This window comes from Micromonospora marincola (assembly GCF_056150385.1).
Genome location: NZ_JAXCFT010000010.1, coordinates 146,873 through 167,750, shown reverse-complemented (window position 1 = coordinate 167,750; position 20,878 = coordinate 146,873). Strand labels below are relative to the sequence as shown.

The 20,878-nt window shown below is 75.0% G+C and carries 17 protein-coding genes and 1 pseudogene; 10 read left to right on the top strand and 8 right to left on the bottom strand.

Annotation, left to right across the window (positions count from 1 at the left end; translation table 11 throughout):
- Together SM450_RS21380 and SM450_RS21375 are read left to right on the top strand one after the other, a co-directional pair.
- On the top strand, positions 1-1,086 hold the full coding sequence (locus SM450_RS21380) for a coiled-coil domain-containing protein (RefSeq protein WP_474621516.1): 1,086 nt from the start codon (positions 1-3) through the stop codon (positions 1,084-1,086).
- A gap of 79 nt (positions 1,087-1,165) precedes the next feature.
- Entirely contained in the window at positions 1,166-1,747 is a 582-nt protein-coding gene (locus SM450_RS21375; protein ID WP_474621515.1) for a hypothetical protein, read from the top strand.
- On the opposite strand, the gene SM450_RS21370 is transcribed toward SM450_RS21375, so the two are convergent.
- Both SM450_RS21370 and SM450_RS21365 read right to left on the bottom strand, forming a co-directional pair.
- A complete protein-coding gene (locus tag SM450_RS21370) occupies positions 1,635-2,147 on the bottom strand; it encodes an SRPBCC family protein (RefSeq protein WP_474621514.1) in 513 nt (170 codons plus the stop codon). The genes SM450_RS21375 and SM450_RS21370 overlap by 113 nt on opposite strands.
- A 106-nt stretch (positions 2,148-2,253) precedes the next feature.
- Positions 2,254-2,613 (bottom strand): STAS domain-containing protein, encoded by a 360-nt coding sequence (locus tag SM450_RS21365; RefSeq protein WP_474621513.1) that lies wholly within the window; start codon positions 2,611-2,613, stop codon positions 2,254-2,256.
- A gap of 494 nt (positions 2,614-3,107) precedes the next feature.
- Here SM450_RS21365 and SM450_RS21360 point away from each other — a divergent pair, with 494 nt between their 5' ends.
- Positions 3,108-3,512: a hypothetical protein gene (locus tag SM450_RS21360; RefSeq protein WP_474621512.1), complete on the top strand. Its 405-nt coding sequence runs from the start codon at positions 3,108-3,110 to the stop codon at positions 3,510-3,512.
- 199 nt (positions 3,513-3,711) lie between these two features.
- Here SM450_RS21360 and SM450_RS21355 read toward each other — a convergent pair whose 3' ends face one another.
- A complete protein-coding gene (locus SM450_RS21355; protein ID WP_474621511.1) occupies positions 3,712-6,453 on the bottom strand; it encodes a cellulose binding domain-containing protein in 2,742 nt (913 codons plus the stop codon).
- A 280-nt stretch (positions 6,454-6,733) separates the two neighbouring features.
- Between SM450_RS21355 and SM450_RS21350 the strand changes: the two are divergent.
- Positions 6,734-6,932: pseudogene (locus SM450_RS21350) on the top strand (BON domain-containing protein); the annotation flags it as partial.
- Positions 6,933-7,053: 121 nt separating this feature from the next.
- Positions 7,054-7,605 (top strand): DsbA family protein, encoded by a 552-nt coding sequence (locus SM450_RS21345; protein WP_474621510.1) that lies wholly within the window; start codon positions 7,054-7,056, stop codon positions 7,603-7,605.
- 9 nt (positions 7,606-7,614) lie between these two features.
- Here SM450_RS21345 and SM450_RS21340 read toward each other — a convergent pair whose 3' ends face one another.
- The gene (locus SM450_RS21340; protein WP_474621509.1) at positions 7,615-10,413 is read right to left on the bottom strand and encodes a winged helix-turn-helix domain-containing protein; all 2,799 of its coding nucleotides are present in this window, start codon (positions 10,411-10,413) and stop codon (positions 7,615-7,617) included.
- 163 nt (positions 10,414-10,576) lie between these two features.
- Here SM450_RS21340 and SM450_RS21335 point away from each other — a divergent pair, with 163 nt between their 5' ends.
- The 5 genes from SM450_RS21335 (at position 10,577) to serS (ending at position 15,884) form a co-directional block, all read left to right on the top strand.
- Positions 10,577-10,993, top strand: coding sequence for a hypothetical protein (locus SM450_RS21335; RefSeq protein WP_474621508.1), 417 nt, complete (start codon positions 10,577-10,579; stop codon positions 10,991-10,993).
- Positions 10,990-12,126 (top strand): alcohol dehydrogenase catalytic domain-containing protein, encoded by a 1,137-nt coding sequence (locus SM450_RS21330; protein ID WP_474621507.1) that lies wholly within the window; start codon positions 10,990-10,992, stop codon positions 12,124-12,126. The genes SM450_RS21335 and SM450_RS21330 overlap by 4 nt, the downstream gene beginning before the upstream one ends.
- 31 nt (positions 12,127-12,157) lie before the next feature.
- Entirely contained in the window at positions 12,158-13,333 is a 1,176-nt protein-coding gene (locus SM450_RS21325) for a saccharopine dehydrogenase family protein (RefSeq protein ID WP_474621506.1), read from the top strand.
- A gap of 90 nt (positions 13,334-13,423) precedes the next feature.
- Positions 13,424-14,512 (top strand): DNA polymerase III subunit beta family protein, encoded by a 1,089-nt coding sequence (locus SM450_RS21320; protein ID WP_474621505.1) that lies wholly within the window; start codon positions 13,424-13,426, stop codon positions 14,510-14,512.
- A gap of 85 nt (positions 14,513-14,597) precedes the next feature.
- The gene (gene serS / locus SM450_RS21315; RefSeq protein ID WP_474621504.1) at positions 14,598-15,884 is read left to right on the top strand and encodes a serine--tRNA ligase; all 1,287 of its coding nucleotides are present in this window, start codon (positions 14,598-14,600) and stop codon (positions 15,882-15,884) included.
- Here serS and SM450_RS21310 read toward each other — a convergent pair.
- The 4 genes from SM450_RS21310 to SM450_RS21295 are packed head-to-tail and all read right to left on the bottom strand — an operon-like array spanning position 15,868 to position 20,688.
- A complete protein-coding gene (locus SM450_RS21310) occupies positions 15,868-16,797 on the bottom strand; it encodes a cytochrome c biogenesis CcdA family protein (protein WP_474621503.1) in 930 nt (309 codons plus the stop codon). The genes serS and SM450_RS21310 overlap by 17 nt on opposite strands.
- Complete coding sequence (locus SM450_RS21305) at positions 16,794-17,396, bottom strand: TlpA family protein disulfide reductase (protein ID WP_474621502.1); 603 nt, start codon at positions 17,394-17,396, stop codon at positions 16,794-16,796. Before SM450_RS21305 ends, SM450_RS21310 begins: the two co-directional genes overlap by 4 nt.
- A 23-nt stretch (positions 17,397-17,419) precedes the next feature.
- Positions 17,420-18,886: an NADH-ubiquinone oxidoreductase-F iron-sulfur binding region domain-containing protein gene (locus SM450_RS21300; protein WP_474621501.1), complete on the bottom strand. Its 1,467-nt coding sequence runs from the start codon at positions 18,884-18,886 to the stop codon at positions 17,420-17,422.
- Positions 18,883-20,688, bottom strand: a complete 1,806-nt coding sequence (locus tag SM450_RS21295) for a ferric reductase-like transmembrane domain-containing protein (RefSeq protein ID WP_474621500.1) — start codon at positions 20,686-20,688, stop codon at positions 18,883-18,885. Before SM450_RS21295 ends, SM450_RS21300 begins: the two co-directional genes overlap by 4 nt.
- Positions 20,689-20,878: the final 190 nt, after the last annotated feature.

Below are 20,878 nucleotides of genomic sequence, written 5' to 3'. Positions count from 1 at the left end.
ATGCCCACAGTGGCACCTGTACGACGGACGGCCGCCCGATTGGCGGCCCTGCTCGTCGCGACGCTGGCCCTCGGCGTCGTGACCGTGCCGGTCTCCCCCGCCTCGGCGGCGGCACCGACCGGCCGGCTCGCCGCCGCACCCGGCGACGACGACGAGGGCGGCACACCGACACTGCGCGCCCAACTCGACGCCGCGAGCAAGGGCTGGCTGGACGCGAAAGCCGCGTTGAACCGCTCGGTGACCCGCCAGAAGCAGCTCAACGACCGGCTCACCACGATCGGCGCGGAACTGACCGAGCGCGACGCCAAGGTCGGCGAGATCGCCGGGGTGGCGTACCGCACCGGCCGGATGGGCACCGCCGCGGCGCTGCTCGCCAGCAACAGCCCGGAAGGTTTCATGGACCGGGCCGCCGCCCTGGAGACGGTCGCGGCGCACGAGGACCGGACGCTACGCGAGCTGATCGCCACCCGGGACGAGGCGATCCGCACCCGCACCGCGCTCACCGTCGAGATCGGCGAGCAACGCAAGCAGGTCGCCGTGATGGCCAAGCGCAAGGAGCAGGCCGAGCGGGCGATCGAGGTGGCCAACCGCCGGCCGTCGACAAGCGCCGGCAGCAGCAGCGGCGGCGGCAGCGCCCGGGGCTCGTCCACGGCGAACGCGACGCCGGCCAAGCGCAACTCCGACGGCTCGTGGCCGGCGGAGTCGTGCAGCGTCAACGACCCGACGCCGGCCAGCGGCTGCATCACCCCACGCACGCTGCACGCGCTGCAACAGGCCAAGGCGGCCGGCTTCACCAGGTACGTCTCCTGCCACCGGCCAAGCGGCTCCGGTGAGCACCCGAAGGGACGGGCCTGCGACTTCGCGGCCCAGAAGAACGGCTTCGGCGGCGTGGCCAGCGGCGGCGACAAGACGTACGGCAACAACCTGTCCGCGTACTTCATCCGCAACGCCGACCGGCTCGCCGTGCTCTACGTGATCTGGTTCCGGGAGATCTGGCTGCCCAGCAGCGGCTGGAAGTCCTACAGCGGGGGCAACGGCGACCCGTCCAGCGACCACACCAACCACGTGCACCTGTCGGTCTACTGAGCACTACGCTCCCCGACGTACACCGGGTGTCGCCGCGTGGCCCACGACGTGGGCCACGCGGCGGTCGACGATCGGTGGCATGGGACGACGACTCTCCCCCGCCGGCCGCAAGGCGCTGCTCACCGCGCACCTGGTCACCTCGCTGGGCTGGCTCGGCACCGACCTGGGGCTGCTCGCGCTCGGCGTGGCCGGGCTGCGCGGCGCCGACCCGGAGGTCGTCTACCCGGCGGCGGCGCTGCTCGCCACCTGGCTGTTCGCGCCGCTGAGCGTGGCGGTCTGGTTGGTCGGGACCGCAAGTGCGCTGCTCACCCCGTGGGGCCTGCTGCGCTGGCGCTGGGTGCTCGTGAAGTTCGCGCTCACCACCGTGATGCTCGGCCTGGTGCTGCTCCTGCTCACTCCCCGGCTCCGGCACCTCGGCGCGCTCGCCGGTGCCGCCGACACCCACCTGCGGGTGGACCTGGTGGTGCCGCCGGCCGTCTCCACCACGCTGCTCCTGGTCGCCACCGTGCTGTCCACGTACAAGCCGTGGGGGCGGCTGAGTCGCCGCGTCAGGCCGGCCGGCCCTCCAGGGTCGCGCCGAGACGGGCGGCGAGACCCAGGTGGGCGGCCCGGGCCTGCCGGAACGCGTAGCCGAACAGCGGCGCCGGAGCGGTCAGGGTGATCTCCACGTCGATCCGCACCACGCCGTCGGGCTCGTCGCGCAGCCGGGTGTGGTTGCGCACCGTCGTCGCCGGCTGCTGCCGGGCCACGGTGACCACCTCGTCCTCGTTGGCGATCAGCACGTCCGCCTGGTAGGTCACCGGGAAGTGCAGCGGACCGAGTTCCAGCCGGTCGGTGATCGCGTAGCTGGCAAGCGCGCCCGGCCGGGGCGGCAACTGCCGGACCCGCACGATCAAGGGATGCAGCTCACCCTGCCGGTTCAGGTCGCCGAGCAGGGCCACCGCGTCCGCCCGGCCGCACCGGGCCTGCACGGTGTAGCTGAAGGTGTCGCTGCTCTGCAACCCGTCCCCCTCGCCGTCATGGGTCCGGACGATCGTCCCGTACCGGGGCCGGGCTGGCAACGGGTCGAAAGTCCCCGACCGGCGAGGGCCGAGGTCGAGTCGGCGCGGCGCGGGCGGCTGGGCCGGGGTCGAGCGGCACGCCGACGGCGGGTGGGCCGGGTGGCGCTCAGGCGCCGGGGAGCACCTCGGGCGCCTGGTCGGCGAACCACGGCTCGGGCGCGCCGAAGAGGCCGAGCAGGCCGGTCACCCAGAGCTGCCGGTGCACGAACCGGCTCGGCTCGGTGACCACGAGCTTGACGCCGCTGACCTCGCACGTCTGGAAGCCGGAGACCATGGCGCTGATGCCGACGGAGTCGATGAACGTGACGAGCCGCATGTTGAGCTCGATCCGTGCGGGGCGCCCCTTGGCGAGCACCTCCGCGATCGCCTCCCGCACCTCGTACGCGGTGTCGACGTCGATCTCCCCACGGGGCGCGATCTGGACAACACCACCCGGACGCATCGACTTCACGATCGACAGGCTCACGCGAGCACCTCCACTCGCCCCTTCGGGCGCCTCATCAGTACGCGGGCCGCGACCGAGAGTATTCCTCCAACGGCCCCGGTCGCCACCCCCGGGGATGAGCAATTTGCGGACTGGGCACACCTGGGCGAACCCAATCCGGACTTCCGGGTTCCAATTTCCCCTTCGACGCGGACCGCGATCGGCCGAACGACAGGTCCGAGTCGGCCGATCCGCTGACCCAGGGTAGCGGGCGCACGCACGTCGCGGCGAACACGCGCCCCCTCGGCGCGTTCACCCGCTTCGTCCCGTTCCGCCCCCCGGAGCCCGGAGCCCGGAGCCCGGAGAATCTTGGTACGGAATCACCCCTCCAGGGGCGATTCCGTACCAAGATCCAGCACCGTGGGGTTTGGCGGGAGGCTCCCCGGGGCACTGCGCGGGGGAGTGAACCGTGACGCGCCGGATGAACCCGGAGTCCGAAGTGGCCGTCGGGCTTCGGCACCCGAGGAGGTAGAACGATGTTCGGATCCAGCCTGATGGACCGCCGCAGCAAGCCCGAGCGGGTCGCGGACCAGGCGTGGCAGCACCTGCTCACCGCCGTCGGCTCCGCCGGTGACAGCGTGCGGGACGCCGCCCACGCCGCCCGCCGCAACTCCTCCGGCCTGGCCGACGACGCCACCGACCTGGTCGGCTCCGCCGCCGACGAGGCGCGCCGCCGGGCCGGCCTCGCGTTCGAGGCGCTCGCCGGACGCCGGCCCGCGCTGCCGTGGACGCTGCTGATCGCGGCGGCCCTGACCGGCGCCGCCATCGGCTGGGCCGCCGGCACCGCCGCCCGCGCCGCCAGCAGCCGGGAGCGCAGCGCCGACGAGATCGAGTTCGTGGACGTCGACCGGCCGAACTCCCCGGCCGGCCTGGACGGCTGACCCCACTTCGTACCCGCACGCGGCCGGCCGCCCTCGGTCACGGCCCGGGTCACGAACGCGGCGGCCGTCCTCGGCACGGCCCGGGTCACGGACGCGATGGCCGCCCCCGACGCTCGGGGGCGGCCATCCCTGTTCACGAAAGGCGATGGCCGCCCCCGGAGTGCCGGGGGCGGCCACCTGGTGGGATCGGTGGGATCGGTCAGCGGGCCGCGCAGGAGACGGTGGGCACCCGGTTGCCGCCGGTGACGGTGCCGGTGAAGCCGACAGTGGTCGACCCGCCGACGGCGAGGTTGCCGTTCCAGCCGGCGTCGGTCACCGTCACCGCCGCGCCGGTCTGGGTGTACGACCCGCTCCAGAGCTGGCTGATCCGCTGCCCGTCCGGGAACGTCCAGGTAAGCGTCCACCCGGCGATCGGTGTGGTGCCGAAGTTGCGCACCGCCACCTCACCCTGGAAACCGCCCGGCCAGGTGTTCGTCACCGTGTAGGTGGCCGCGCAGCCGCGCCCGGTCGACGTGGGGGTCGGCGTCGGCGTGGGACTCGGCGAGGTGGGAGTCGGGGTCGGGCTCGGGCTCGGGGACGGGCTCGGCGACGTCGGGGTCGGCGTCGGGCTGGCCGAGGTCGGCGTCGGCGTGGGCGTGCCGCCGAGCCGGTCCGCCACCAGGACGCCCCGGCCGTTGGTGCCCAGGTAGACCCGCCCGTAGACGCGCGGGTCGCCGGTCAGCGCCTCGCCCGCGTTGCCGTACTGGTGCTGGTCGTCGTTGATCCGCACCCAGGTCGCGCCCGCGTCGTCGGAGCGGTACACCCCGTGCGTGCCGTCGACCGTGCCGACGGTGAACAACGCCTGGTACGTCTTCCCGGGCGCCGCCTTCCCGAAGCCGACGTTAACCGCCGTGGACACGCCTGCCATCTTCGTGAAGCTCGCGCCGGAGTTGGTGGAGTGCCAGAGACCGCCCTCGCCGGCCAGCCAGATGTCGCCCTCGACCCCGGGCAGCGCCTTGAACTTGACCCCGGTGGTGGGCAGGCCGGTCGCCGCGGTGGCGGTGAAGGCCGCCCCGCCGTTGGTGCTGACGTAGAACTTCCCGCCGCTGAACCCGTAGAACTTGTTCGGGTTGACCCGGTCGGACTCGACGGTGGCGTTGGCCGGGATGCCGGTGGCGGCGGTCCACGAGTTGCCGAAGCCGACCGAGCGGACGACCTGTTGGCCGGCGTCACCCGGCGACCAGACGAACTGACCGCCGTCGGCGGACGCGGCCACCGTGCCGCCGTTGTTGATCCCACCGGGCTCGGTGCCCTGGAACCAGTTCGCGCCACCGTCGGTGGAGAAGGCCACGTGGCTGTCGTTGGGCCGGTCGGAGTCGGTGAAGTTGCCGGCCCGGACCATGATCGCCGGCTTGGTCTCGGCGTAGTCGAGGCTCGTGGTGCTTGTGAAGACCGGCTGGGTGAACATCATCGGCGGCACCGCGTTGAGGTCGGTGTGGCGGAAGCCGCCGATGTCGCCGAGCCCGCTGATCAGGGGCGCGCCGGTGGGCGGGCTGATCAGGTCGAGCACGGCGGTCTCCTCCAGCCCCTTGACCATCGGGGTGATGGTGAAGGTGCCGCCGGTGTCCCATTTGGTCAGGCCGGTGGTGCCGTAGATCGTCGCGCCGGTGCCGTACATCATCCGGTCGCTGTCGAACGGGTCGATCTCCAACGACTCGTTCATCCAACCCAGCTTCGGGGTCTCCTCCGGCGGTGCCGGGTTGGCGCCGAACGTCAGCCACGGCACCGAGCTGACGTCCATGGCGTACTTCTTGCTCCGGTTCGGATAGCTTGTGAAGTCCCAGATCCGGGTCCAGGTCGCGCCCCCGTCGGTGCTACGCCAGAAGATCGCGTCCGGCCACCAGGAGATCTGGGTGGCGACCATGAGCGTGTTCGGGTGCTGGCGGTCGATGGTCAGCCCGGAGTAGCCGAAGTAGGCGTCACCGCTCGACGACGGGACCGGGCTGATCTGCGTCCAGGCGCCGGTGGCCCGGTTGAACTTCCACACGTCGCCCTTGCCGCCGTCGTACGGGCCGCCGGTGTCGCTCGTGGCGATGTAGAGGAAGCCGCCGACCGGGTCCACCACGCCCTTGTGCGCCAGGTAGCCGGTGGGCTGGCCGGGGATCCGCTCCCAGGTCACGCCGGCGTCGGTGCTGCGGTAGACCGGGTTCTGCTTGTCCGCCACCCCGACGTAGATCGTCTTGGTGGCGGCGCCTGCCGTACCCGTGCTCTTGTCGAAGCTGACCCAGGTCAGGCCCTGGTTCTGGCTCTGGTAGCCGGTGCTGTCGTTCGGGTCGGCCCGGTAGTTGCCCACGTTCGGAAACGCGGTGACCTTGGCCCAGGTCGCCCCATAGTCGGTGCTCCGCCACAGGCCGTTGCCGCCCTCGGCGCCGTAGTAGAGGACGCTGTTGCGGTTCGGGTCGACCGCCAGCCGCTCCCCCATGCCCCGGCCCGGCATGTTGCCGCCGTTCTTGAACGGCAGCTCGGTGGCCTGCCAGGTGGCGCCCTTGTCGGTCGAGCGCAGGATCGCCCCGTGGTTCGGGTCCCAGTCGTTCGTGTACATGCCGACCGCCGCGTACACCCGGTTGGTCTGCACCGGGTCGGTGGCGAGGCTCACCACGCCGTTCCAGCCCCACCGGTCCGTGCCGACCCAGTCCAGCAGCGGCGTCCACGACTTGGACGCCTGCTCCCAGCGGTACGCCCCGCCGATGTCGGTCCGGGCGTAGATCAGGTTCTTCTCGGTCGGATTGAAGACGATGCCGGGGACGAAGCCGCCGCCGTCGATCCGGACGTTCTTCCAGGTGTACGGCTCGGCCGCGGCGGCGGCGGCCGGGGACATGCCGGTGCTGGCGAGCGGCACGACGACGGCGGCGGCCGTGGCGGCGAGCGCGACGGCGGCCAGGCCGGCGAGGCGTGTGCGCATGGGGGGCGGTCCTCTCGGTTGCCCTGATGGGGGGGGACGGGAGCAGGGGGTGACGCTTCGTCGGGGAGCTGCCCGGGCTCCCCGTCGGCATGCTGGCTCCCGCAGCCGAGGGACCCTCAGCCTACGCCGTCAGATCGATCTATGGAAGCGCTCCCACGCTCATCCTTTCCGGGTGGGGGCGGCTCACCCGGTCGCGCGCAGGATCACAGGTGCGCCGACCGGGTGCGCGCACCGACCGGGAGGAGAGCCGGATGGCCACCGAGACCACCACCGAGACAGACCGGACGACGCACACCGCCGTGACGCGCGCCCTGGAATGGGACGCGTTCCTGCCGGTGGAGGCGGTGCGCGTAACGGTCGCCGACGGCTGGGTCACGCTGCACGGCGAGGTCGAGTGGGAATACCAGCGGCGGGCCGCCGACCGCGCGGTCGCCCGGCTGCCCGGCGTACGCGGGCTGAGCAACCGGATCGCCGTACGGGTGGGGTGACCGCCGGTACCACCCGAACCGGGTGAGCCGGCCTCACCCGGGCGCGGGCCAGGGTGGGAGGCATGAGTGATCCGAACGGGCTGCTCACCGCGGGGCGGCGGGTGAGCGCCCGATGACCACACCGTTGCAGGTCACCACCGCGCGGCTGCGGATCCCGGTCACCGACCGGGACCACGTCCGCGGGCCGGCCGACGCCCCGGTGACGATCGTCGAGTACGGCGACTTCCAGTGCCGGTACTGTGGCGCCGCCTACCCGAACCTGGCCGAGGTGCTGCGCCAGCGGGCCGACGTGGTGCGGCTGGCGTACCGCCACTTCCCGATCACGAACGTCCACCCGCACGCGGAGAACGCGGCCGAGACCGCCGAGGCCGCCGGCGCGCGGGGCCGGTTCTGGGAGATGCACGACTGGCTCTACGAGCACCAGGACCAGCTCGATCCGGTGCACCTGTCGCTCGGCGTCGAACAGGTCGGGCTGGCGCCCGACGAGGTGAACGCGGAGGTGGCCCGGCAGGCCCACGCCGACCGGGTCCGGCAGGACTTCGTGGGCGGGATCCGCAGCGGGGTCACCGGCACCCCGTCGCTCTTCGTCAACGACGTCCGCCACGACGGCGGCTACGAGCTGGCCGAACTCCTGGCCGTGGTGGACGCCGCCGCCGACACCTGACCGGGTCGGTCAGATCAACCGCAGCTCGCGTGCCCGCCGGACCGCCTCCCGCCGGCGGGTCGCGTCGAGCTTGCGGTAGATGTTGCGCACGTGGGTCTTCACCGTGTTGACCGACAACGACAGCTCGGCCGCGATCTCCACGTTGGTCAGGATGCTCTGTAGGTAACGCAGGACGGTCAGCTCCCGCTCGGTGAGCGGCTCGCCCAACGCCCGCGCCGGCGGGTCCGGCGCCCCGCCGGCCCGCCGCGCGTCCACCTCACGCACCAGGTCGTCCACTGTCGCCCAGTACGCCGTGCCGGTGTCCCGGTGGGTTGCCAGCAGGTCGCGTACCCCCGGCTCGGCCCGGGTGAAGACCCGCCGGCAGTCCTCCGGCTCGGCAAGCGCCAGCACCTCCTCCAGCAGCCGCCCGGCCCGCCGCCCGTCCCCCGCCGCCCCGGCCAGCGCCGCGTCGAGCAGCCCGGCACCCAGCCGGACCGGCAACGGCCAGCGCGTCGCGGCCGGGTCGGTCCAGTCGGGCAACGCCCGCTCGGCCGCGCGGGCGTCACCGGACCGCAACCGCAGCCCGGCCGACGCCAGCGCCAGCGCCGGATCGGCCGGGTCGCCGCCCGGCACGTCCAGCAGCGCGCGGGCCCCGCCCAGGTCACCGGCCGCGGCGCGGAGCTGGGCCTCGCCGGCGGTCAGCCACGCCGCCAGCTCGGGGCCGGGCGCCACCGCCCGGGCCGCGGTGAGCGTGCGCAACGCCGCCGCCGGTTCCCCGCCGTCGGCAAGCAGCCCGGCCCGGCAGAGCGCGACCAGCGCCGCCCCGCCCGGCTCCGTGCCGGCCGGCCCGGCGAGCGCCAGATGGGCCGCGGCCTCCGCCGGCCGGTCCCGGTGCCAGGCCACGAGCGCCAGCGCCAGGTACGCGTAGCCGCAGTCCGCCCGGGACGACCAGCCCTGGCAGGGCGGCATCGACAGGGCCGCCCGGGCATGTTCCTCGGCGGTCCGCAGCGCGCCCCGGGCCGCCTCCAGCACCGCCGACCGGCTGGCGCAGAGCAGTTCGGTGCGCGGCCGGCCGGCCCGGCGCGCCGCCGCGAGCGCGGTGGCGAACCATCCGCCCGCCGCCGACAGGTCCCCCTCGGCCAGCGCCACCAGCCCCAACGCCGCGCCCGCGACCGCCCGCACGTCGTCGGCGTCGACGCTCCCGGCGCGCGGGTCGACGCCGGAGACGGCAGGTCCGCCGGGTGGGGTGGGCGCGGTGGCGAGCAGGCGGTCGGCGGCCCGGCGTACCTCCTGGGGGTCGTCGGCGAGCCGGGCCAGGCCGACCTCGACCGCGGTGGCCAGCCGGCGGAACCGGTCGCGGCGCGGCGCCGGCAGGTCGGCGGCGTGGGCGACCGCCCGCCGCAACTGCCCGTCGGCGGCGGCCGGGTCCCCGGCGTACGCCCGCTCGGCGGCTGCCGCAAGCGCCAGCTCGGGATCCCGGCGGACCGCCTCGGCCGGCGGCTCGGGCGGGGCCGGCGCGGCGGCCCGCTCCGGCTCGCCCGGCGCCAACTCCGGCCAGCGGGTGACAAGCAGTTCGGTGGCGTCGGCCCACTCACCGGCGGCGAGCGCGTGCCGCAGCGCCTCGGCCGGCCGGTCGTGCGCGGCGAACCAGCCGGCCGCCCGCCGGTGCAACTCGCGCAGCTCGTCGGCGGGCAGCCGGCCCAACTCGTCGCGAAGCAGGTCGGCCAAAAGCGGGTGCGGCCGGTACCAGGGCGGGCTGCCGCCGTCGGACTGGACGAAACCGCCCTCCCGGGCCGCCTCGGCCAGCAGGCACCCGGCGTCGGCCCGCCCGGTCACCGCGACCGCCAGGTCGGCGCGGAGCGCCATCGCCACCGCGCCGAGGCGCAGCACGTCGCGGGCCGCCGGGTCCAGCGGCGCGAGCACCTCGCCGCGCAGGTACGCGGCCACGTCCGGCTGGTCGCCGGCGAAGTGGTCCACGGCGCGTGCCGGGTCGACGCCGGCGCCGAGCGCCAGCGCGGCGAACCGCAGCCCGGCCGGCCACCCCGCGGTCCGCGTGGTAAGCCGGGACACCGCCTCGGCCGGCACCGGCACGCCGTGCGCGACAAGCAGGTCGGCCACCTCGTCGGCGGTGAACGACAACTCGTCCGGACCGAGCACGGTCAGCTCCCCGGCCAACCGCCACCGGTGCAGCGACAACTGCGGTTCCCGCCGCGCGGCGGCCACCAGCCGCAGCCGCCCGTCCCCGTGGCGGAGCAGGAACTCCAGCCCGGCCAGCGCCGCCGGGTCGGTCACCCGGTGCAGGTCGTCCAGGACCAGCAGCACCTGGTGCTCCCGCTCGGCGAGCGCGGCGGCGAGCGCCTCCAACTGCTCCGGCCGGGGCGGGCCGTCCGGCACCGGCGGCCCCTCGCCCGGGTTCCCGGCGACGGCGGTGCGCAGCGCCGCGGCCAGGTATGCCCAGAGCCGCCCGGTGGTGTCGCCGTCGGCCACGGTCACCCAGACCGGCGCCGGACCGGGTCGCGCCGCCCGCGCCCAACCGGACAGCAGGGTCGTCTTGCCCCAGCCGGCCGGCGCGAGGAGCAGGGTGACAGGTGCGGCCACGCCCCGCTCCAGCCGGTCCACCAGCCGGGGGCGCAGCACCACCGGTTCGGGCGACGGGGGCGGCGCCAACCGGGACGCCAGCAGCGGCGGCACGGCGGCCCCGGACGGCACGGCGGCCCCGGCGGCAGCCCCGCTCGGCGCGACGGCCCCCATCGGCGCGGTGGCCCCCATCGGCGCGGTGGCCCCGGTCGGCGCGGTGGCGAACCGGACCCGGTCGGCCTCCTGCGGCATGTGTCCCTCCCCCGTCGGTGCGCCGGGCGGTTACCCGGCCCGCGCCGGTTCACCCCTTCGGGGCGAACCCGGGTCACCCGGGGCGTCGTCACCGTGGAGGAACGCGGGTGGCCGGCCGCGCACCGCCGGCCGCCCGGAGTGACCGCGACCTCGGGAGGGGCCTGTGGCTCGGACCGGACGACTCGCCGGCGGCGCGCTCGCCGTGGTGGCCGGCGGCGCGCGTGCCCTCGTACGGCGGCGGCCCGCGACCGACCCGCGGCCGGCGCGCTGGCAGGTGGTGACCGTGACCGGCCGACCCGAGCAGGTGCTCCCGGCCGGCCGGTGGCCCGAGCCGCTGCGCCGGCTCGACGGCGCGGTCGAGGTCTGGGCCCGCCCGGCCCCCGGCGGGCGCGGAACCGAGCTGGCGGTACGCCCGCTGGGCGGGACGCCGACGCTTCCCGGGCTCGCCGCGCACCTGGTCGGCGACGACCCGGGCCGGTTCCTGCGGCAGGTGCTCCGGGAGACCCGGCAGCTCCTGGAGACCGGCGAGGTGCTGCGGGCCGACCGCTCCCCGCTCGACCGCCCGGGGGCGGCGGAGTGAGGGCGCTGTGCTGGGAGGGCGCCGGCGCGCTCGCCGTACGCCAGGTCCCCGACCCGGAACTGCGCAACGCCCACGACGTGATCGTCCGGGTGCGGCGCAGCGTGACAAGCGGCGGCGACCTGCCGTTGCTGGCCGGGCGGGTGCCCGAGGCGGCGGCCGGCGAGGTGCTCGGGCACGAGTTCCTCGGCGAGGTGGTCGAGGTCGGGCCGGACGTACGCCGGCACCGGGTCGCCGACCGGGTGGTGGTCGGCGCGGCGGTCGCCTGCGGGGCGTGCTGGTTCTGCCGGCAGGGGCTGCTGGCCTGCTGCGACAACGGGACCAGCGGCGCGGCGGCCGAGCCGGCGTGGGGACCGCCGTCCGCCGGGTGCTACGGCCGGCCGGCCCGCCTCGGCGGCCTCGCCGGCGGCCACGCCGAGTACGTCCGGGTGCCCTACGCCGACGTCGGCGCGCACCCCGTCCCGGAGGAGGTCGACGACGACCGGGCGGTCTTCGCCGCGGACGCCGCGCCGGCCGGCTGGCACGGGGTGGAGCTGGGCGGCGTCGCGCCGGGCGACGTGGTGGCGGTCTGGGGCGCGGGCGCGGTCGGCCAGCTCACCGCCGGGGCGGCCGTGGCCCGCGGCGCGGCCCGGGTGCTCGTGGTCGACGAACACGACGACCGCCTGGACATGGTCGCCCGGCACACCGGCGCCGAGCCGCTCCACCACAGGTCCGTGGACGTCCTCGCCGAGCTGCGGGAACGCAGCGGCGGCCGGGGGCCGGACGTGTGCGTGGACGCGGCGGGCCCACCGTCGGCACCGGCGCGGTGGCCGTCGTCCGGGCCGGACGGCGGGGTGGCGCTCGGCGAGGCGGTGCACGCCTGCCGCAAGGGCGGCACGGTGGTGGTGCTCGGCGGCGGGACACCGTTCGTGGACCGGTTCCCGCTCGGCGCGGTGACGGACAAGGGCCTGGCCGTACGCGGCGGCAGCCGGGCCGGGCCGGACGCCATCCCCGCGCTGCTGGACCGGATGGCCCGGGGCGAGCTGGTCACCGAGCACCTCGCCACCCACCGGCTGCCGCTGGACCGGGGCGCACACGGGTACGCGCTGTTCCGCGACCGGACGGACGGATGCGTCCGGACCGTGTTCACCCCGTGATCCCGGCCGGTTCGGATGGCACACTCGGCGGATGCCCACCGACCGCCCGTACGACCTGGTCCTGTTCGGCGCCACCGGCTTCACCGGCGGCCTCACCGCCGAATACCTGGCCCGGCACGCGCCGGACCGGCTGCGCTTGGCGCTCGCCGGGCGCAACCCGGCCAAGCTGGCCGCCGTACGCGACCGGCTGGCCGCGATCGACCCCGGGCTGGCCGAGCTGCCGCTGCTCACCGCGGACGTGACGGACGCGGCGTCGCTGCGGGCGGTCGCGGAGAGCACCCGGGTGGTCGCCACCACCGTCGGCCCGTACGTGCACCACGGCGAGCCGCTGGTGGCCGCCTGCGCCGCCGCCGGCACCGACTACGTCGACATCACCGGGGAGCCGGAGTTCGTCGACCTGATGTACGTGCGGCACCACGCCGAGGCGGCGCGCACCGGGGCCCGCCTGGTGCACGCCTGCGGCTTCGACTCGATCCCGCACGACCTGGGCGCCTGGTACACCGTCAAGCAGCTCCCCACGGACGGGCTGGTCACCGTGGACGGCTACGTCCGGGCCGGCGGCCGGTTCTCCGCCGGGACCTACCATTCGGCGCTCACCGCGTTCTCCCGCACCGACGAGACGAGCCGGGCGGCGAAGGCCCGCCGGGCGGTCGAGCCGCGACCGGACGGGCGGCGGGTGCGGGCGGTGCCGGGCAGGGTCGGGCGGGTACGCGAGTTCGGCAAGTGGGCGGTGCCGCTGCCCACCATCGACCCGCAGATCGTCCGCCGGTCGGCGGCGGCCCGCCCGGAGTACGGCCCGGACTTCCGGTACCGGCACTTCGCGGCGCTGAAGCGACTGCCCACGGTGCTCGTCGCCGGGGTCGGGCTGGCCGGTGTGATGGGGCTGGTGAAGCTGCCGCCGACCCGGCGTTGGCTGCTCGGCCGGCTCGCCTCCGGGCAGGGGCCGAGCGCCGAGCAGCGGGCAAAGTCCTGGTTCCGGGTGCGGTTCGTGGGCGCCGGCGGCGGCCGGCGGGTGGTGACCGAGGTGGCCGGCGGCGACCCCGGCTACGACGAGACCGCGAAGATGCTCGCCGAGTCGGCGCTCTGCCTGGCCTTCGACGACCTGCCGACGACGGCCGGCCAGCTCACCCCGGTGGCCGCGATGGGCGACGCGCTGCTTGACCGCCTGGTGCGCGCCGGCATCACCTTCCGCACGTTGGAGCAGTAAGGCGGGGCCCCCGCTTAACGCTTTCGGTAGAGGCGGGGCCCCCGCTTAACACTTCGGGCAGTTGACCCTCGACCTGGTGGAGGGCACAGGATGACCGCTGTGGAGAGCGAGCTTCGCAGCATCGGCGAGCTGGCCCGGGCCAGTGGGTTGACGGTGAGCGCGCTGCGGTTCTACGACCGCTGCGGCGTGCTGCCGCCGGCCCGGGTGGACCCGGTGACCGGCTACCGCTGGTACACCGGCGACCAGGTGGGCCCGGCCCGCCTGGTCGCCGGGCTGCGCCGGGTGGGCATGCCGCTGGCCGGCATCGCGGAGGCGCTGCGGCACCGGCACCGTCCGGCCGAGGTGCACCGGCTGCTTGACGCGCACCTGCGCCGGCTGGAGGACGGCCTCACCGACGCGCGCCGCGAACTCTCCCGGATCCGTAGCCTGATCGACCCGGAGGAGACCGTCGTGACCACCCGCCTCGTGCTGTCCCGCACCGACCTGACCGCCGCCGTCGCCGCCGTACGCTTCGCCGTCGGCGCCGACCCGGAGCTGCCGGCCCTGTCCGGCGTACTGCTGACGGTCGAGCCGGACGGCGTACACCTGATCGCCACCGACCGGCACCGGCTGGCGGTGGCCCGGGTCGACGCCAGGGTCGACGGCCCGCCGGTGGGCGCGTTGCTGCCGGTGGCCGCCGTGGACGAGCTGTGCGCGCTGCTGGACGCCGACGCGGCCACCGTGGAAGCCGTCGTCGCGGACCGGGTGACGTTCGCCGTGGCCGACCGTACGCTGACCGCCGTCCCGCTGCCCTACGACTTCCCGGACTACCGCCGGCTGCTGCGCGCGCAGCTCGGCGACGCGCCCGCGTACCGCATCCCGGTGGACGGCGCGGCGCTGCGCGCGGCGCTCACCGCCGACGGTGTCCGGGTGTGTCACCTGACGCACGACGGCGTCGCGCACGAGGTGGTCGCGCTCGGCCTGGACGGCCGCGGTGAGCTGCGGCTCGTCGACCCGGCCGCCGCCGACGGCACGGACGGTGGGCTGCGGGTCGGGCTGAACCGGGAGTACCTGCTCGACGCGCTGGACGCCGGCGGCGGTCAGCTCGTGCTGGAGTTGGACGGGCCGATCACGCCACTGGCGGTGCGCCGGGCCGACGACGCGCGCGCGTTCTCCGTCCTCATGCCGGTGCGCCTGTAGCCCCGGCCCGGCCCGGGTCGGCGGGGCCGCGACGGTAGCATCTGGGGGTCCCACCTGACTGCCTGGACGGAGGCGTACGAGCAGCATGCTCGACATGGAGTTGATCCGGAAGGATCGCGAGGCGGTGGCGACCGCGCTGGCGAAGCGTCTGGATCCCGCCGAGGTCACCCGGGCGCTTGACGACGTCCAGCGGCTCGACCAGGAGCGACGCGCCCTGATCACGGAGATCGACGCCGAGCGGCAGCGCCGCAAGGCCGAGGCGCGCGCGTACGCGGAGGCGAAACGGTCCGGCGCCACGCCGCAGCCGGTCGCCCCGGAGGCCGAGCGCAAGCAGCTCGCGGAGTTGGAGTCCCAGCTCGACGAGGTGCAGTCCCGGCTGCGCTCGGCGATGAGCGAGCTGCCCAACCTGCCCGCCGACGACGTGGTCGCCGGCGGCAAGGAGGCCAACCGGGTGGTGCGGACGTTCGGCGAGGCGCCGGCCATCGAGAAGGTCCGCGACCACGTGGAGTTGAGCCGCGCGCTCGGCCTGGTCGACCACGAGCGGGGCGTGAAGCTCGGCGGCTCGGGCTTCTGGATGTACACCGGCCTGGGCGCCCGCCTGGAGTGGGCGCTCGTCAACTGGCTGATCGAGCAGAACATCCACGCCGGGTACGAATTCCTGCTCCCGCCGCACCTGCTGCTGGACACCGCCGGTTTCGCCGCCGGGCAGTTCCCGAAGTTCTACGACGACGTCTACCACCTGGACCGGCAGTCCGCCCCGCGCGGCCAGTTCCTGCTGCCCACGGCGGAGACGGCGATCCTTGGCGCCTACCAGGACGAGATCCTGGAGACGTCGAAGCTGCCGTTGAAGGCGTTCGCCTACACGCCCTGCTACCGGCGTGAGGCGGCCGGCTCGCACTCCGACGAGCGGGGCACGGTGCGCGGCCACCAGTTCAACAAGGTGGAGATCTTCCAGTTCACGCTGCCGGAGCAGGCCGACGCCGCGCTGGAGGCGATGGTGGGTCACGTCGAGGGCCTGGTCGGCGCGCTCGGCCTGCACTTCCAGACCAGCCTGCTGGCGGCCGACGACGCCAGCGCCTCGATGAAGAAGACGCTCGACATCGAGGTCTGGATGCCGAGCACCGGGAAATACAAGGAGGTGTCGTCGGTGTCCTGGGCCGGCGACTACCAGGCCCGCCGGGCGGCCATCCGCTACCGCGAGCCGGGCGGCAAGCAGACCCGGTTCGTGCACACCCTCAACGGGTCGGCGCTTGCCACCAGCCGGCTGTTCCCGGCCATCCTGGAGCAGTGCCAGCAGCCCGACGGCTCGGTGGTGGTGCCGGAGGTGCTGCGCGACAAGCTCGGCACCGACCGCCTCACCCCGACCCGCTGATCACCCGACGCGCGGGGGCCGGTTCCGCCGGCCCCCGTCGCGCGTCTCCTGTGGTGTTAAGCGGGGCCCCTTCCTCTACCGAATGCGTTAAGCGGGGGCCCCTCCTTACCACCACGCCCACCGCGACCAGCGCGAGCGCGGCGAGCAGCGCCGGCCCGGCGCTGTCAAGCGCGCGCACAAGCGTCTGCTGGACGGCGGCGGCGGCCACCACCACCGGGTCACCGAAGGCCTCGTGCCGGCCCAGGGCCAGCCGCACCTCGTACCAGCCGTACCAGGCGACGTAGCCGCCGGCGACAAACAGCACCAGGCCGCTGCACCGCGGCACCCACGCGCCGGCGCCGCGCAGCCGGGCCACCACCCGGCCGCGCAGCAACGCCACCGCGAGCGCGGCCACGCCGACCACGAGCGCCATCCCGAGCGCGTACGCGCCGAACAGCGCCAGCCCGCGCAGCGGTGAACCGGCCCGCAGGCTTGTCACCACGATCGCCAGGAACGGCGCGATGGCGCAGGTCAAGGACGTGAGCGCGTACGCGGCGCCGAACAGCACCATGGACGGCCAGGTGCGGGTGAGCCGGGGCGCGGTGGTGAACGGTCGCGGCGCGGGCAGCCGCCGGCCGGCGAGCAACCAGACGCCGGCCAGCGCCAGCAGCACGCCGAGGGTCACGGTCAGCCAGGGCAGGCGGGGGCGCAGCCAGTCGGCGGCCGGCGCCACGGCCAGCCCGAACGCGCCGAAGACGAGCGCGTACCCGAGCGTCAGCCCGGCCGTCGCGGTGAGCGCCCGGCCGACCGCGCCGCGCCCGTCGCCGGGGCCGGCCACAAGCAGCGACAGGTACGCGGGCAGCATCGCGAAGCCGCACGGGTTGACCGCGCCGAGCATGCCTGCGGTGAGCGCGAGCAGCAGCGCGCCGGTCATCCCCGGGCCAGCGTCTCGACCTGCCGGGTCAGCGCGTCACCGTCCAGGAAGCCCTGGTGGACCACCTTGCCGTCCCGGTCGAGGACCACGAACGTGCTCTGCTCGACCACCTTGAACCGGCGCCACACCGCGCCGGCCCGGTCGTCGAGCTGCGGGGTTCCGGCCAGGTCGAACTCGGTGACGAACTCCTTCATCGCCTTCTGCTCGCCCAGCCCGGCGACGCCGACGATCGGCACGGCGTCCCGGTACTTCGGGGCGATCTCGGCGACGGTCCACGCCTGGCTGGCGCAGGTGGCGCACCAGGGCGCCCAGAACCAGAGCACGACCGGCCGCCCGGCGAGGGCGGCGGCGGAGAACGCCGTACCGTCGAGGGTCTTTCCGCTGAACGACAGCGTCTTCGGCACGGTCACCGGCGCGGCCGGCGACGCCGTGGCGGTCGCGGCCGGGCCGGTGGTGGTCGCGGCGGCGGAGGGCGCGGCGGCCACCGCGTCCACCGGCGCGGCGGTCCGGTCCGCGCCGACCGTGCAGGCCGCCGTGCCGGCGAGCGTGACGGCAAGCACGGTGGCGGCGCCGAGGTGTCGGACGGTACGGGGTGGCATCGGCGGCTCCCTGGAGTGGCCGGCTAGTCGGACTTGACCAGCCGGAGCGCGAGTTCGGGACAGACCTTGACCGCCTTGAGCGCGCCCTCGCGCAGCCAGGTCGGCACCGGGGTGGGCGGGAAGGCCGGGTAGCCGTTGCCGTCGAGCCGGATGAAGTCCGGCACCACGTGCGCGCAGAGCCCGTGGCCGTCGCAGCGGGACCAGTCCAGGGTGAGTTTCTGCGGGTTGCCGTCGGGCGAGCCGGGCAGGCCCATCACGCCCTTGACGCGCTTGCCGCAGCCCTCCCCGGTGGCGTGCAGCCGCAGGTCGTCGGCGAACACCTCCATGGCGGACAGCGCGAACCGGGCGGTGCCGTCCGGGTGGCTGCACGCGCCGCGTCCCTTGACGTCGCCGGCCGCGGCCCGGACCAGCTCGATCGGCGCGCTGCCGGACACCGCGAGGTCGACGGAGCGGGCCAGGTCGGGCAGGCCCATCTTGCACGGGCCGCACTGCCCGGCGGACTCGCCGGCCAGGTAGCGGACCACCTGGGCGGCCTCGCCGAGCGGGCACGTGTCGGCGCCGAGCGGCACGATGATGCCGGCGCCGAGCGTGCCGCCCACCGCGGTGAGCCCCTTGCGGGAGACCTCGGCCCGGTCGGCCGCCTCGGCGGTGATCCACTTGCCGTGGTAGCCGCCCATCAGGATGCCCGGCCCGGGCGGCACCTCGCACAGGTCGAGGATCTCGCGCAGCGGGGTGCCGGCGGCGCACTCCACCACGGCCGGTCGTTTCGCCGACCCGGTGACGGTGAGCAGTACGGTGCCCGGTTCGTCGTCGGTGCCCAGCGCCGCGTACTCGTACGGGCCGATCCGGGCGGCGATGGCGAGCTGGGAGTACGTCTCGGCGTTGGAGAGCAGGGTGGGCAGCCCGTTGACGCCGGAGTCGCTTGACCGCTTCTTGGTGCCGGGCGGGATGTGCGGCAGCCCGTTGATGCCGTTGACGAGCGCGCCGCCCTCACCGGAGATGAACCGGTGCGGCACGGTGACGATTGTGGTCGGCACCGGCATCCGCCGTTCCTGCAACGCCTCGGTCAGCGAGGGCCGGCCCACGTCGTCGTCGGCCACCCCGATCACGATCTCCTCGGCGTCGAGCGCGAACGCGGCGAGCGCGGCGCCGTCCAGGATGAGGTGCGGGGCCCGGGTGAGCAGCACCTTGTCCTTCCAACTGGCCGGCTCGCCCTCGGTGGCGTTGACCACCACCACGGCGGCGAGGTCCTGCCGCTCGCAGGACTCCAGGACCGCGCGCAGCTTGCGGGCGAACGGGAAGCCCGCCCCGCCCTTGCCCTTGAGGTCGATGGCCTCGGCGAGCCGGAGCAACGCGCCCGGCTCCATCGGGCCGATCGGGCCGTGCACCTCCTCGTGCGCGAGCAGGTCGAGCCGGCCGAACTCGGAGAAGCCGGCGGTGAGCCGGGGCTCCCCGACGCAGGCGACCGGCGGAACGGTCGTCCGCATCACCGGGCCTCACCCCGCAGCCCGGCCCAGTACGCCCCGTCGACCGCGTCCGCGTCGGCCTTCTTGCGGCGGCCGGAACGGGTCTCCTTGGTGGCGCGCATGGCCCGGCGGGAGGCGAGGTCGACGAGCGTGGGGGTGTCGTCGACGAACGCGTCGTCGGCGGCGGCGTAGCGGGCCGGCGGGCGCCAGTAGTCCGGCTCCTCCGGCACCTCATCCTCGTCCCGGTAGCGCCGGCCGGTGCCGCTGCGCGGCTCGGCCGAGATCGGGGTGCCGGAGATCGGGCCGGCCGAGATCGGGCCGGCCGAGATCGGCTCGCCCGCCCAGCGGCGGGGGCTGTCCCACGGCTCCTCCGCCTCGTCGGTCGGGCGCGGCGGCGCGGAGTAGCGGGCCACCTCGGCCGCGGTGGCATACCGGCTGCTGTCCGGCGGCGCGGAGTGGCGGCCTCCGGTGTCCGGCGGCGCGGAGTGGCGGCCACCGCTCTCCGGCGGCGCGGAGTACTGCGCGGCCATGTCCTCGTCGGCCCGGGACCGGCGGCTGACCCGCTCCTCGGTGTCGCGGCGGCGACGGCGGGGCCGTTCCTCGTCCCGCCGGCCGACCAGCTCCATCTCCTCGGTGTTCCGCCGCACGGCGGGCACCCGCTCGGAGTCCCGGCTCCGGCGCGCCGGCTCGCGCTCGTCGTCGCGTACCCGGGTGGTGGTCACCCGGTCGTCGTCGCGCCGTGCGGTGCGCCGCGCGGCCGGGACCTCCTGGGTCCGGGTGCGGCGGGCCGGCTCGGCCGGCTCCCCGGTGCGTCGCCGGGCGGCGGCTGCGCGGACCGGCTCGCGCAGCGACCCGGGTTCCGGCACCACGGGTACGGCGAAGCGCTCGGGGTCGCGCTGCCGGGCGGTGCCGGCCGGCGCGGTCCAGGTGGCGGTGGCCTCGGCCCAGCGGCCCCGGCCGGCACCGCTGTCCTCCTTGCCGGCGGCCTTCTTGCGGGTCAGCGCCGCGAGCACGCCGGTACGTTCCTCGCCCTTGCCGGCCATCGCCTTGTTCAGCGCGGCGGCCTGGTGCTGCTCGCGGCTGCGCTTGCCGAGGTGGACGGAGAGGCGCACGAGCAGCGCCACGAGCACGAGCAGCACGCACACGAGGTAGCTGAGCACCACCCAGCTCTTCGCGGCCCGGCCGGCGTTGAGCCCGTGGAACAGCGCGAACGGCCAGGACACGTACGCCATCGAGTGCAGCGAGCGCCAGAACCACTTCGGACCGACGCCGGCGAACCGGACCCGGATCAGGCCGGTCCAGAGCACGCCGACCATCAGCACCGCGGCGACGGTGCCCAGCCCGACGTAGAGGCCGTTGCCGCCGATGAACGGCACCACGGCGTCGGTCGGCCCGGCCCGGCCGATCGCGATCTTGGTGATGACGTGGAACACCAGCCCCGCCACGCCGAGCACGCCTGTGGCGCGGTGCGCCGACTGGAGCAGCACCCGGTGCCGGATGAGCAGCACCAGCCGGTCCGTGGCGAGCAGCCCCAGCATCACGGTGAGGCTGAGTGAGACCAGGGCGACCACCCCGGCGAAGAACTCGGTGAAGAAGAATCCGTACGAGTACATGACGCCACCGGCACCGGCAAGCTCCACTCCGGCCCACACGAGGCCGATCGCGGAGGCGCCGAGTGCCACCATCGCGGACTTCGACATGGTCCGGACACCACGACTCGTGGTGGTGGTCCGGACGGTCGTCGACTTCTCGTTCTGCTGTGCCCGGCCCATCTGCTCCTCGATCGTCTCGCGGCGGCGCCCCCACCGGCCGACCCTGCTCCCCACTCAGGTACGGAGCGGCAGCCCGGACGGATCACCTCCGGTGGCGAATTTCTCGACCGATTCCTCGAACCGTCCCGACCGGACGCGCGTGTAGCGCCACACGCAACTACGGATGCCTATGCATTGACATTTCTTGCAACACGCTCGTAACCTTGCGGAAAATTTCAGTGCCGGCTGCAAGAAGTCGGCACCG

Coding starts and splice junctions, on each gene's coding strand:
- SM450_RS21380 (WP_474621516.1), top strand. CDS start 1: ATGCCCACAGTGGCACCTGTACGACGGACGGCCGCCCGATTGGCGGCC.
- SM450_RS21375 (WP_474621515.1), top strand. CDS start 1,166: ATGGGACGACGACTCTCCCCCGCCGGCCGCAAGGCGCTGCTCACCGCG.
- SM450_RS21360 (WP_474621512.1), top strand. CDS start 3,108: ATGTTCGGATCCAGCCTGATGGACCGCCGCAGCAAGCCCGAGCGGGTC.
- SM450_RS21355 (WP_474621511.1), bottom strand. CDS start 6,453: ATGCGCACACGCCTCGCCGGCCTGGCCGCCGTCGCGCTCGCCGCCACG.
- SM450_RS21345 (WP_474621510.1), top strand. CDS start 7,054: ATGACCACACCGTTGCAGGTCACCACCGCGCGGCTGCGGATCCCGGTC.
- SM450_RS21340 (WP_474621509.1), bottom strand. CDS start 10,413: ATGCCGCAGGAGGCCGACCGGGTCCGGTTCGCCACCGCGCCGACCGGG.
- SM450_RS21325 (WP_474621506.1), top strand. CDS start 12,158: ATGCCCACCGACCGCCCGTACGACCTGGTCCTGTTCGGCGCCACCGGC.
- SM450_RS21320 (WP_474621505.1), top strand. CDS start 13,424: ATGACCGCTGTGGAGAGCGAGCTTCGCAGCATCGGCGAGCTGGCCCGG.
- serS (WP_474621504.1), top strand. CDS start 14,598: ATGCTCGACATGGAGTTGATCCGGAAGGATCGCGAGGCGGTGGCGACC.
- SM450_RS21310 (WP_474621503.1), bottom strand. CDS start 16,797: ATGACCGGCGCGCTGCTGCTCGCGCTCACCGCAGGCATGCTCGGCGCG.
- SM450_RS21305 (WP_474621502.1), bottom strand. CDS start 17,396: ATGCCACCCCGTACCGTCCGACACCTCGGCGCCGCCACCGTGCTTGCC.